Raw genomic sequence first — 12,735 nt, 5'->3', positions numbered from 1 at the left:
TTGTGTTGTTGACATGGACTGATAAACACATTATTATTATAAAATCATTAGCCAAAATTATCAATTGTTAACATTATTACCCCGTTGTTCAGAAAGGGTCGGCCTTTAGTATATAAACACAAATCGATCGCCCCTTAATATTCAAAGTGAATCAAATCATCAAGACTCTTGATCTTAAGATGAATATAATAACAAAAAACTAGTAGTATATAGAACCGTAAACTATGCGGGTTCAGTGGAAATTATGATGATATCAACATGAATTAGAGACGCTCTAAAACGGTGAGTTATGGTTTATAATGTTGACTCGAAATAAATAAAAATTTACTATCGCCGATTTTTTTTGCTGATCTCCTTATAGGTCTCAAAAAGGTTAAACACTAACTAGAAAAAATTATTCATAGATTTATTGTTGAGGTCCTGAGTAGGTTCCGGAATCCATCACGACAAAATTACTGACTGTAGATGTTACCGTATTATTGCTAAAGGGATCGTACATATTTGAAAAATTCATAACGGTAGATGGAGATCTCATCATATCTCCCTCGAATCCAAATGCCACTAGTAATATCAGCACAGCTATTATGATTATTGCAATAAAAATTCTCCCCCTTTTGGTAGAAAAGTCTGAAAATTTGCTATTCATTCTTTTTTCCAGTCTATCTTCCTTGTTTATAAAATTTATGAATCTACTTTATAGACATAGTACAGGGTTTAAGGAAAATCATAATTATTCTTTGACCCACCAAAGTATTCATGGGTGTTAAAGTAGATAGAATCGAAATCAAAGAAATATTGGATTTAAAGGGGTGTATAGTGGTGTTCATTAACCTGAGTCTTACCAGAGATAACTCGGAAATTTATATAGCGAAACGCCCAATGGATTTATCTAGTTCATCGGTTGGATTGGAGTTTGGTAATACTGCGTCTTTTTCAAACTTTATTGTGGGAGTTACTGTTGTTGGGATAGTACTTCTGCTTTATCCATATTATAATTTAATACAGCTACCACAGATTAGATCAATTCTACCTATTCTCCATCTCAGATTGGACCAATCAAATCTTTCCTTATCAGTAGTACAGTAGAATCCATTGATCCTGAGTTTAAAGCTGCTAGAGGTCTTCCCAGAAACTCACATCATTATAAATAGGTGGTTCTTATCGCTTGTTCAGCATCTACAAAATCTTGTGCTGAATATTGATCACCTGCCTGAATCAAAAATGTCCTGATTTGATTTATCAGAGTGGGCGGATCTACACCTGATTCCTTGCTTGAAGCTACCTCACTTTCAATTAATCTCTGACCCAATACCTTACTTGGATCTAGTAATGATAACTATGCAATCAGTACCAAAGGCATAGCAATAAGATTGTTAAACTTTCTAACCATTGATGTAAGAATTAGCAAATATCAAAAATAATGCAATTATTTATTTTTGCAAATGAGAATTGTAATTGCCCAGATTATGATCAAAACTCATAATCAATGACTATTCTGACTTGTCAGCCTATATTTTCTTGATATTTTTAATGATATATTAATTGTCATCGTCATCGTCATCAACGTCATCATCCCCTCCCTCATTATCATCATCAGTGGATATATCTCCCCCAATCAACCTCGTAAAATAGCTGCTAGCTAAATATTCATCCTTCCACTTGGCGGTAAATTCATAGCCGGTAGCGTTACTCTTGATCCCTTCATCAGTTATTTCAATATTGAAGATAGCCGTAATGCCTGGGTTGATGGTGGAAGGAGTTGTTCCGCTATATGCAGAGCCTACAATATCGTCTTGGTCATCATGAAAGATTGCTGTTATTCTGACTGCTTTTATAGCGTCTGTCCCAGCGTTCAAAATCTCACCAAATAATTGATCAGAAAAGAAATTACTCGAGTATGTTTGGTTTGTTACTAGTATATTATATTTTCTGGTGAGGTTATTTTCTTGACCAAAAGCTCCACCATAAAAAAAACTCACATATAATACCAGTATTATTGTTGTAAGCATAAAAGATAATCCAGACATCCTGCTGGTGTTTGACAGTAGGTTCACCTTAGGTCAACTAAAGTCGAACATGTAAAATAAATTTTATTGTAGATTTTTCTGTTCTAAATTTCTACTTGATCATTAATATCGTAGAATTAGAATTAATGAAAAACCATACTGAACGATGAATGTTTCTTTTGAAAAGTCTAAATTGTAAATGCGATATGCAAGACATCTCCTATACGAGTAACTAACATATTTTTGCAGTTCACAAAACCGAGTTAATATTGAAGTATGAGCTTAAAATATGATTTATGCAATCAACTCCTAAAAGTGATCACTTAAGAGAAGTTTTACCGCATCCACTTTCTGGAAAGATATTGTGTGAAAGTCCACTATGGTATGAGGGTTCGGTGGTATGTGAAACAAATTTGACTAAGTTTTACCTATCCATAACAATTACTATAAACCAGCATTTTTCATTTGTTTTAACTTGGTAATTGTGATTCCTTTAAAATATGAATCCTTTGGCTACCTTAAACGAAAACAATAGTTAGAGTTAAATAAATTCGGACTGGTACGACAACAATGTCATCTAACCATGAGCCTTCCATCTCTTCTCCTCATTCTGTGATGGTGGTAGATGATGAAATCGAACTAGCTACACTTTTTAAATCGTTTTTGCAAAATGAAGGTTACGATGCTGTATCTTTTACTGACCCACATGTTGCTTTAGAATACTTTAAAGAAACATCCTCCAGACACTCTTTGATGATTACTGATATGAGAATGCCAGGAATGTGTGGACTAGAACTGGCAAAAAAGATTAGGGAAATAAATGATAAGATAAAGATCTTTTTAATGACAGCATTTGATATTAGTGACTTGGAAGATAATTCTGACTTCAAAGTCGCTTGCATTGATAGATTACTTCAAAAACCTATTCGTTTTTCTGAATTAAGAGGAATGATGAATACAGTATTGGAAAAGAATTGATTTAATTGTATATGGTTTTTATGCTGAGAATGCTTGAGTAATAAATCGATATACGTTCTTTTTTCAGATTTTGAATGAGATTTGATGGTGCTCCATTATTTTTCTTTGAATCTTCCGGTAATTTATCAAAATCTTTTTGATGATATATACCTCCACCTTTCAGATTCATATCAAACTTTGTGGGTAAATCAACTTTATTTTACTTGAACCAGTATAGAGAATTTAAACATGACAAGGACTTTACAATAGACAAATTCTGTGGGATTAAGTTCCGTGTGGTATAAGGGTTTGGTGGAAAGAGTCACAAATCTGTGAGTAGTTCAGGAACAAACAAAACCAATAATTTACGATTTTCAAACTCCACACACCCCCTCCCCTTCCAATATTTTTCAATCATAATTTCTTAAACTGCGATAAGAGAATATTCCCTGATAACTACACAATCAGTGGTATTGGGATACCCATACTTGGTCAAATAACGTTAGTTATACATCTACACGTATTTCATTAATACTACACAGAACAAGTGGAATCGTCTATATTTCCTGTCATAGTAACGATTAGAGTAATTTACCAGCGGTATGCGCCATAACATACTTAATAGATAGGAAAGGTACGTATACAATATGATAAGCGAAAAAAATTCTAACCCTTTGACTGTGTCTTCACTCTCTTCCTTTAAGAAATTTTCATCGATAGGGCCTTTCGTTGATGTTGACGGAAAGACTAAACCCTGTGTGATTTGCGGTAAGACAGCTACTCAGGAAGCAGTATTTACCGTAGACGGAGCTACCATTGTAGAAAAATATTGCGATTCATGCGCAAAATAGGGAAATAAAATAACAAATACCAAAAAATCGTTTGTCGGCCCTTTACCCTAAAAATAGGTAGTGGCCACTACTTCTAAAAGATTCAATGTGAAAATGAAAACAGAAAAGGTTGCTTGAATGAATGAAAATTATGAGCACCCTGCAACTTAAATCATCCGGTTCGTTACTAAAATAGTGAGACAATTAAGCAGTAAATCATTTCTAATTAAGAATATAAGATAAGGCGGTATTCCATTTTCTTTATGAAAGACTAATATACTATGCAGTAGCATAATATACTGTGACTTTAAGAATCAAATGTCAGTTATGTGATTTTAACCATATTTCAAATATTTACCGAATGGGTGATCATACTTTCTATAAGAATTTTTCAAATTTAGAAAGCTGTCCAAACTGTGGACATGTATCTAAATGTGTTGAATCAGATTATATTTTATGATTTATCATATAGTAGAAGACAGGTAAATAGCCTAAGTAAGGAATATTAAAAAAAATCTTCACAGGATAAATAAAATAATGTAAATAAAATTTTAGGATCTCCCATGTTAACATTCTTTTCTCCTAGTTATATTTTTTGCAATATTTTTTATAATATGTCTTGCCATTCAATAAAAAGTAACATATTCTAATATCATCGAATAGGCAGAAGATTTGCAAACAATAACTTCCAAAGAACGAATTAATCCCCTTTTTGTTTGTTCAATCGTCATTGCTTTTGGTATTTTCTTCCATCGGCAAAGTGAATATATATGTATATGGATGTATGTAGTAAACGCAGGTTTTGAGATTGTTCCTGCATTAGATGGTTATTTATTTAAAGTATCTTTTACAAGATACATAGAATAACCATATCGCTACCAGAGTTTAAAGGCAACAAAGGTTTGAATGTAAAAGATCTCCTTACCGTAAAAACAGGTGAATTGCTAGCCAAGACCGATGAATTGAGGGAGGCAAATGAATCTCTAAACGTCGCTAATAAAGAAATTAGAAAGAAAATAGAAGAATTAAAAAATGCAAAAAATGATTTAACAGAAATAGAAAGGGAACTACTTGCAGCAAATGACAAAGTGATGGAAACCAATGAAAGATTCGCATTGACCAATAAAGAACTCGCCAAAGTCAGTAAAGATCTAGTGGCAGTTCAAGAAGAGATAAAACAAATGGTAATAAAGCAAAAAGAGTTCGTAGATATTGCAGCTCATGAACTAAGAACACCAATCCAAGCTCTATCAGGAAATTTCGAGTTGATTGAAACGGATATCCCATCACTTTTGCACACATTCAGTAGAAGGCATGGAAGCAACCCTTAAAGAATTTGAAAATTTAGTCAAAGACAAGCCAAGGCTCGAACAATTTACAAACAGGCTCATATCAAGCCATAAGAATACGCAAAGACTTGAGAAGCTAGTGAATGATATACTAGTTACCTCCAGAATTGAAAACAACAAATTACAATTACATAAAGAATCCTTTAATTTAAACGAAAAAATACAGAGCGTGATCAAAGATGTTCTTACAAAAATAAGGGTTGCCTCACTTCAGGCTAACTCGCTTAATTCAATTGACATAGTTTTTGAACCACTAGACGATCCTCTTATAGTATATGCAGATAAACTAAGAATTTACGAAGTTCTCTCAAACATAATGAATAATGCAATCAAATTTTCAAATGGCAAATCCATTACTATTTCAATTAAAAGGTTCCAGAATAATAAAGACAAAGCAAACCATGTTCATCTCAGTGGAGAAACCGAAAATGTAGAAAGTGGTAACAGAAAGAAAAAGAATAAAGAGTTTGTATTAGTATCCATTAAAGATAATGGAAAAGGTATAGATGATGAAATTCTACCACGACTATTTAACAAATTTGTAACCAAATCACAGCAAGGCATTGGACTAGGATCTTTATATATGCCAAAAGCATTGTCGAAGCTCATGGTGGTAACATATTGGCTCAAAATAACAAGAATGAAAAAGGTGCAACATTCTCATTTAGTCTACCAATAGAAAACTAAGACGCCTTATGATACATTGCTTAGGTAGTTTATATCCTTAACACTTAGTCGGAATAAACATCGTTAATATGTTAATTTTCACTTTTCATTTATCCGAAACGACAATCTTATCCGCCCAAACCCATTATTTTAATGCACAGAATTTCATTAAACACGGATAGGATAAGATATAACAATTTCAATTTGTCCTTGATCTGTGCATAATTGAATTGGTGTTTTACTGTATGGAATTTATCTTATTGTATTTGGCTATATAGTATGTCAGACATTAAATAATGAACAAAAGTTATTGTGGATGGTTTACTAAAATCAGTATTAAAGCGTTAAACACCTTATCTTGTTGGAGGTATCATAACTGGGACAATAATGGCATATTATTATGGATTTTTGTTTCCTATTATAGTAAATAGCATTATCTGGTTTGCCATATCAACACTTTTTATCAGATTTTATTGAAAGTATATTGGATTCAAAGAAGAGTTTCAACTTGTATCAAAATATCTTGGACGTATAAAAAAGAAAAAACCTAATAGTAATTTTATAACTACAGATGACGAACACGAAGAAAGACGGCATGTAGGTAAATCCTCATTCTCCAGTAATAGAGGCGAAAATAAAACGGACAATTTAGTAAGTCCATTAAAATTATAAAAAATAGGGTAATATTGTTCTAGTCAACGTCAAATAAATTTTCTAGTTCTATTTCAGGATCAATCATGACGGCTTCTGTGGGATTAGGTTCTGTATACTATAAGGGTTCGGCGGTATGTAAAAAAAATTGACCTGAATCATTCACTTTATTTGAATTCAAAAAATGAGATTAAATCAAGATTTAGTTATTATTGAATGGTTTTCTTGATGACCGTGAGCATCATCGAAATGGAGCCGAAAAATCTTGGTTAGATGGGTAACCAGCCTCGTTCATATTCTTACAAGCTCGCTTTCAAGATAGACGTCGAAAGAGATCCCTAATTTAAGAGCCATATGTAATCGGATCCATTGCCAGAAGTAGACTTGACTAGACCTAAGCTATTGTTTAGTAGAGCCAATGATTTACTTTGCGTATTGTTAAATAATATTATTTCATTGAAAACCCAAGTACCATTAACCGGTCTCCCTAAAGCAGAATTAATCCAAGCAATACTTTCTCCATCTTGAGTAGCGATTGTCCCATTACCTGTACTCTGGATTAATTCATCAGATAAGTATGTGCTTATGTAAGTCTGATTATTAGTAACATTTCCAACACCTTTTAATATTCCCCGGTCAGAGTAATGTTCTTCAGTCACCAGATAAGGAGTTGACGAGATATTTTTTGAACCCAAAAACTTAGTTTTGTGAGCACTATATATCGAATCGGCTATATCCAATGGTGCGGTAATTTGTTTGTAAACACTTGATTCAGGAGTTTGGAGAGTTTCTGCGGGACATGAGGTAGCTGCAATATCACCAGCACAGTTCATCAATCCTGATGTTTCATTAGAAGGTGACGATACTGCAGTTGAACATAATATATCCCATGTAGCAGGACCAACGATTCCATCTGCAGTCAAACTATTATCTGTTTGAAATTGTTTAACGGCTGCCTCTGTACCAGGTCCAAAATCTCCATCTACAAAGTGTCTATCCATATATCCATCTTCTACTAATAGATTTTGTAGTGTAACAACAATCTCACCTGTGTTGCCTTTAACAAGTGTTTGAGCATTAGGATCACATGTTGTAGTGGCTGGAGTCTGTGCGAATGAGTCTGTGCTGAAATGAGATAAAATTCCCACAGTGGAGACAATTAACAAAGATAGAGTTAATGACGACTTTATTATCATATTCAAATAGGTTCTGTGAAATTTGGTTATTTAAATAGATTTGGATGACAAAGTAGTCTGCATCTTAACTTCATCATCGTCTTACCGGCAATTCGCTTGTTCCTTGCATTCCTTAGCATCACTACGACAATAAATTCAGTACGGAAGTAAGGTAAATCAAGATAGATTCTTGATCAAACAGAAACTCTAATTTGTCTTGAAAATTGAAAAGTACTGCTATTTTCTTGTGTCTTGCGCTATTATTCAGTAGACTTTGTTTTTATAAGTATAGGCTTTATTATCTTGTGGATTAAACCAATGGCCATTTATTATATTATTGTCTTTAGCGCTAACTGCACCAAACTGCTTGACAAATTCTTCAAACATTATCTATATTTTTTAGATTCTATATTCGTACCATTGTTGTAAGAAATTGGTACTAAAAGTTCTACTTTAAAGCCGCGATATTATCGGTAAATCTGAGTTTGTCTGAGTTAGATTTAGTGGCAGCTGGTCGACAGTTGCCGTTGTTGTTGTTGTTGTGTGGTTGTTATTCTGTGCAGATACAGGACTAGCTAAAGACAACATACCTGAACAATACGGTTGTCAAAAAGAACATTGTCATCGTTGAATTAGACATCGAAATTGTGTTCACATTCTGGTTAACAAGTATGTCCTATTCGAGTAAAAAGATAATGATGGTGATGATATTCATACTTGAGTTAATTGCGTTCCACTACATTAGTATCGAATTCAGTGATATGTGAAACAAATTTGACCATTTCTACAACCCGATTCTAGATAATGGAGAGAGGGGTGATTAATATTGTTAATAAATTATAAAAAATATTGAATTTGAAATAGTATTGTTATACAATCCAATCCTTTGTTGTTATGAAGTATATTAAATCCATAATTATTAATTATTACTTATTCTGTATTGTTACTAGCATTATTCATAGCAGTCGTGTTATTTGATGCTGTTTCATTTTCAATTATAATTTCCTGATCTGGAAATTGAATTAATGATGTTCCTTTTGATGCTAGGGTATTTACTACAATTGCTAACATAATGAAAAAAGGAATTAAAACCACAGTTATAACCCCTTGTAGCAGGTCATTCATTTTTTTATTTGACCAGTTCTTGTTTTTGGGGTTTTTTGATATTTATATATTCTTTATCGTCTCAATGAGTATTTTTACTAATTTTTACAAATTCCTTTTGATTAATCCTCAAAATTTGGATTATATTGATTACTAAAGTGTTAAATATCCTACAAAGTTTGTCTAGTTATACTAGAAGGATGGTAGTTATAGTAATTGGATTCTATTCGCTTAGTTTAATTTGCTTTCTTATCTTTAATATTAAATACCTCTGTTTTTCCATAAGAGTAAATATCATGTGTAATCGTATCAAAATTATATTTATTTCCTACAAGGTCGATAATCTCCTTTGAAACAATTATTTGATTTGTTTCTGCTATTCCCTCGAGCCTATTTGCGAAATTAACGTTAGATCCAACAAGAGTTATCTGGTTCCTACTTTTCGTCTCTAGTAGGCCAAACAAAACATTTCCTATATGAATTCCGCAAATCAAGGTAACATCATCTAGATGTATCTCTTTCGTAACAAGCTTATCCGACCAAATCTCTTTAATTTCTTTAAATTTTTCTCTCAAATCCAGCGCGGCGTTAATCGCTTGTAAGGCAATCTCCTGCTTTTCATTGGCGGAATATCCAAAATATGCCATCACACCGTCTCCTATGAATTTGTCTATTATTCCATCATATCTATGAATAATATCATTTGCTTCTTGAAAATATAATTCTAAAAGTTCAGATATTGCAAATGGTTCATCAACTAAGTTGTTACATAAATCAGAAAATCCACTTAAATCCCAGAATGCAACTGCAAGATATTTATTTTTTAATTTTCGCTGCTCTGGATCCATCAAGATATTGAGAATTTTTGAATCAAAATGTTTCGTTAGGTCGTATTTACCTATCTCAATATCTTTGTCCATTTCTTGCTAAATATTCTCTCACGAGAATCTAAATGTTTGTGGATCATTACAAGATATTTCTTAGAATTTTTCCTCCTCTAGAAGGTCCAATCTGTATCATGGTCAAGGTTGCTTACGCCTCACCTTGAGTCAAGCCAAAAGTTGTCAATTGTTCAATATACTTCTTGTTGACATTTGTATCGCTATCGCTTTCTATCATTACGACCCCCTAGGGGGTAGGCGATTTTTATTTATAGACCAGTATAAACTAAAGTGATGAATTCTACAATAGCAGAAGATATCAAAAAGGTTATAGATATGGGTGATTCACTGCCATCAAACGTAGTGATAGGAGGTTTAAAACATGTCACAGTAGTGGAAGGTAAAGAAGGTGAATTTGAGTCACTCTTTAAAGAATTAGCAGCAGAAGTTAGAAAGCAGGATAAAAGATGCAATTACTATGATCTTTACAAGTCTGAACAACCTAGAAACTACATAGTTATGGAACAGTATGAGGACAAAGAAGCATTACAAATGCACCAAAAATCAGAACATGGACAGCGCTATTTTCCCAAGCTACGTGAAAGAATAGAGAATATGGACGTAACCTACTATGTATGTGTAACACCATTAAATTCGACGTAGTTTTATACTCACTACTACCCATGTAAGTATAAGGGCGGAGAAATAATTGGGAATACTGCATCATTTCAAACTCATTTTGAATCTATCAAATAACTATTTCCAGCAAATTGCTACAAAAACCTAAACGATTCAAATATTTCTTCCAGTTGATTCTGAAGATTCACAGAATCCATGCTTTTGGTATTTTGTTGATCCTGTTCAAATAAGGTTATAAAACCACGATCTTTTTTGTCATTTATGATAAATGTCCTTTCATGTATAACTATATTTTTATCATCGTACGATCTCTTTACGATTACAGTTCCAGAGCGGCCATTTGTAATAGGATATTTATCCAACTTTGATTCTTCAAGTATTGTTTCTCCCAAGTAAATTGTATCCTTTAATACTTTTTCGATGGCCATTTCAATTGGACCGTCTGGGGTTATTTTTACATTCACTCTTTTAAACCCAAAAATTACCGAATCGCTGTGGATCAATACATCTGCACCGAAACTCTTTATGCTCTCATCAGTTATCTCAACCCAATCTGATGGATAATCAAATGCTATACCCAATTCTATATTTTCATAGTGTTTCTTCTCTAAATCCACCCTCTATGATTCCCCTCTACTTCAAATAAATAATAGCAGATTGCTGTTTTAAAAAGGATCATATTACAATAAGAAGAGTATGGAATAGTGCACAAAAATGGTGTTTTAGTTTCAGCAATCTACAAACCATTGAGTTTCACGTACCTCAATCTGTACAAACAGGATGTTTTCCACGGTCTTTATCTTACCGCAAATTAGATTGATAATTATATTCATTCTTCTCCTTAAAATCCTTGATATACTGTAAAGCCTTTTTTTCTCCCTCTGATATCGATAATTTTACCGCCTTGACAGAAAAATTGGCATTCTTTGAAACATTTGGTCTCTCTATCCTGTTTCGTAATATTCTCGTTACGGAAAGTATCTCTGCTCCTCGATTAAAGACCAAATTTTTATACTCTTTTCTTATATGCGCCTTCTCATCAGCGGTAATATAGGTACCATGATCAATCCCCTTATCATTAACTTGTAAGGTTTTGCCACCTTTTTTCTCAGTCTCTTTTTCGATGTCTTCAAAGTATTCGTATAGCTTTTCTATTAACCGTATTTGCCTTGTCATTATCTTTGTCATCTTTAGACTGTGTTTGGTTTTGTCACTAAACATGATATCTTTCGCCCTGTCCATAACCTCCGTCATATTAACGGGTAGTCTATCTATTTCTCTACTATAATTTTCAACAATGAATATGTTCTTATCATTTAACGGTGAGGATGCAATAACTTCCCTTACTGGAGTATTACTCAGCAAACTGCCATCCCAACCATAAACATTCTCTTCAACTTCGGCCCATGGAAATCCGTAGTTTGGATAACCACAACTTGCTAGCAAATGCTTTGATTCGATAGGAATGTGAGCACTATCAAAAATTAATGGTTCCGCTGTGAGAACATTTACTGCTGTTACTAAAAGTCTTATATTATCTGCAAAGTTACCTATTCGATCATTTTTGATAATCAAGTGTGGATCAAGTTTTCTATAATCAACGTACTTTTCCAATGTATTGGCTAAAGGGGTGTTATCATAGTAGTATGTCCAGTTTTTAGGCACAAAGTAATCCTTATCTGTGAACATATAAATTGGATTCCACCTTGGAAGAAACATTCTCGGTACCCCGAAAATGGCAGCATTTGTAGATGCCAGTGATATCCTCTCAAGACTATTGCCTATTCCATATTTTGAGCTATAATTGGAGGGAACAAAAAAATCCGGAATTATATCGTGACTACTTTCTGCCAACTCAAGCCAAAAATTTTCCAAATCTATTTCCGGGTGATTACTTTTACTAGCAGTTATAATTGCAGCATTGATTGCCCCTATTGAAGTTCCGGCTACAATATCCAGTTTAATTTGTTCTTTGACCAATGCCTTGAATACTCCACATGAAAATGCACCCAAAGATCCACCACCCTGTAGAACTAACACATTTTCAACTGATCTCTTCCTCCCATACCTTGAAAATGCTTGACGACTTTTATAGCTAAATTTCATTCACTAACTACATCATTTCTTATTCGAGATACTTTAAAACTTTGAGTATTTGATTTTACAAAAATCACTATAAATTGAACTTGCTATAAATAAAATCCATAAATATGAATTTCAAGATCTTTCTTTACACATGGCTCTCTTACTAGTGTTAAATTTTTTATCAGTTAATCATTCCTTATTTTATCTGTTGCTAATATACATCGTAGATAAATTCATGATGAAGAATAATCCTGTTTAACTAACCAAAGAACTAAAATCAGTAGTGAAACGTAATATGAACTATGAAAGGAGATATTTCAAAAACCCTAAACTATCTATACCTCAGGATATAAGAAAAGAAATCGGATTCCGATGCAGACACCGGGTATTTT

Annotated in this window: 15 protein-coding genes; 6 read left to right on the top strand and 9 right to left on the bottom strand. The window is 33.2% G+C overall.

What is annotated here, in order from left to right; translation table 11 throughout:
• Positions 1–406 precede the first annotated feature (406 nt).
• Positions 407–646 carry a hypothetical protein gene (locus tag ACMT7R_RS13500; protein WP_415312472.1) on the bottom strand — a complete coding sequence of 80 codons (240 nt, stop codon included), beginning with the start codon at positions 644–646 and terminating at the stop codon, positions 407–409.
• A 110-nt stretch (positions 647–756) separates the two neighbouring features.
• On the opposite strand from ACMT7R_RS13500, the gene ACMT7R_RS13495 reads away from it, so the two are divergent.
• On the top strand, positions 757–1,086 hold the full coding sequence (locus ACMT7R_RS13495; protein WP_415312471.1) for a hypothetical protein: 330 nt from the start codon (positions 757–759) through the stop codon (positions 1,084–1,086).
• 55 nt (positions 1,087–1,141) lie between these two features.
• On the opposite strand, the gene ACMT7R_RS13490 is transcribed toward ACMT7R_RS13495, so the two are convergent.
• A complete protein-coding gene (locus ACMT7R_RS13490) occupies positions 1,142–1,309 on the bottom strand; it encodes a hypothetical protein (protein WP_415312470.1) in 168 nt (55 codons plus the stop codon).
• A 229-nt stretch (positions 1,310–1,538) separates the two neighbouring features.
• Complete coding sequence (locus tag ACMT7R_RS13485; protein ID WP_415312469.1) at positions 1,539–2,054, bottom strand: hypothetical protein; 516 nt, start codon at positions 2,052–2,054, stop codon at positions 1,539–1,541.
• 522 nt (positions 2,055–2,576) lie between these two features.
• On the opposite strand from ACMT7R_RS13485, the gene ACMT7R_RS13480 reads away from it, so the two are divergent.
• Positions 2,577–2,984 (top strand): response regulator, encoded by a 408-nt coding sequence (locus ACMT7R_RS13480; protein ID WP_415312468.1) that lies wholly within the window; start codon positions 2,577–2,579, stop codon positions 2,982–2,984.
• Position 2,985: 1 nt separating this feature from the next.
• Here ACMT7R_RS13480 and ACMT7R_RS13475 read toward each other — a convergent pair whose 3' ends face one another.
• The gene (locus tag ACMT7R_RS13475) at positions 2,986–3,153 is read right to left on the bottom strand and encodes a hypothetical protein (protein WP_415312467.1); all 168 of its coding nucleotides are present in this window, start codon (positions 3,151–3,153) and stop codon (positions 2,986–2,988) included.
• A gap of 457 nt (positions 3,154–3,610) precedes the next feature.
• Between ACMT7R_RS13475 and ACMT7R_RS13470 the strand changes: the two genes are divergently transcribed.
• The 3 genes from ACMT7R_RS13470 (at position 3,611) to ACMT7R_RS13460 (ending at position 5,821) form a co-directional block, all read left to right on the top strand.
• Positions 3,611–3,814 carry a hypothetical protein gene (locus tag ACMT7R_RS13470; RefSeq protein ID WP_415312466.1) on the top strand — a complete coding sequence of 68 codons (204 nt, stop codon included), beginning with the start codon at positions 3,611–3,613 and terminating at the stop codon, positions 3,812–3,814.
• 881 nt (positions 3,815–4,695) lie between these two features.
• Complete coding sequence (locus tag ACMT7R_RS13465) at positions 4,696–5,124, top strand: hypothetical protein (protein ID WP_415312465.1); 429 nt, start codon at positions 4,696–4,698, stop codon at positions 5,122–5,124.
• Entirely contained in the window at positions 5,108–5,821 is a 714-nt protein-coding gene (locus tag ACMT7R_RS13460; RefSeq protein WP_415312464.1) for a sensor histidine kinase, read from the top strand. Before ACMT7R_RS13465 ends, ACMT7R_RS13460 begins: the two co-directional genes overlap by 17 nt.
• Positions 5,822–6,797: 976 nt before the next feature.
• Here the strand turns inward: ACMT7R_RS13460 and ACMT7R_RS13455 are convergent.
• The 3 genes from ACMT7R_RS13455 to ACMT7R_RS13445 form a co-directional block, all read right to left on the bottom strand.
• Positions 6,798–7,655 (bottom strand): peptidoglycan-binding domain-containing protein, encoded by an 858-nt coding sequence (locus ACMT7R_RS13455; RefSeq protein ID WP_415312519.1) that lies wholly within the window; start codon positions 7,653–7,655, stop codon positions 6,798–6,800.
• Positions 7,656–8,564: 909 nt separating this feature from the next.
• Entirely contained in the window at positions 8,565–8,759 is a 195-nt protein-coding gene (locus tag ACMT7R_RS13450; protein ID WP_415312463.1) for a hypothetical protein, read from the bottom strand.
• Between the two features lie 215 nt (positions 8,760–8,974).
• Positions 8,975–9,658 carry an adenylate/guanylate cyclase domain-containing protein gene (locus ACMT7R_RS13445; protein WP_415312462.1) on the bottom strand — a complete coding sequence of 228 codons (684 nt, stop codon included), beginning with the start codon at positions 9,656–9,658 and terminating at the stop codon, positions 8,975–8,977.
• Between the two features lie 255 nt (positions 9,659–9,913).
• Here ACMT7R_RS13445 and ACMT7R_RS13440 point away from each other — a divergent pair, with 255 nt between their 5' ends.
• Positions 9,914–10,282, top strand: a complete 369-nt coding sequence (locus ACMT7R_RS13440) for a putative quinol monooxygenase (protein WP_415312461.1) — start codon at positions 9,914–9,916, stop codon at positions 10,280–10,282.
• Positions 10,283–10,392: 110 nt separating this feature from the next.
• Here ACMT7R_RS13440 and ACMT7R_RS13435 read toward each other — a convergent pair whose 3' ends face one another.
• Both ACMT7R_RS13435 and ACMT7R_RS13430 read right to left on the bottom strand, forming a co-directional pair.
• The gene (locus ACMT7R_RS13435; RefSeq protein ID WP_415312460.1) at positions 10,393–10,875 is read right to left on the bottom strand and encodes a hypothetical protein; all 483 of its coding nucleotides are present in this window, start codon (positions 10,873–10,875) and stop codon (positions 10,393–10,395) included.
• 184 nt (positions 10,876–11,059) lie between these two features.
• Positions 11,060–12,364, bottom strand: a complete 1,305-nt coding sequence (locus ACMT7R_RS13430; RefSeq protein WP_415312459.1) for a patatin-like phospholipase family protein — start codon at positions 12,362–12,364, stop codon at positions 11,060–11,062.
• Between the last annotated feature and the right edge of the window lie 371 nt (positions 12,365–12,735).

The sequence above is a fragment of the Candidatus Nitrosocosmicus sp. FF01 genome (assembly GCF_047711275.1).
Taxonomy (GTDB): domain Archaea; phylum Thermoproteota; class Nitrososphaeria; order Nitrososphaerales; family Nitrososphaeraceae; genus Nitrosocosmicus.
Note: the sequence above shows the minus strand (reverse complement) of the source record. Positions and strands in the feature narration are given on the sequence as shown.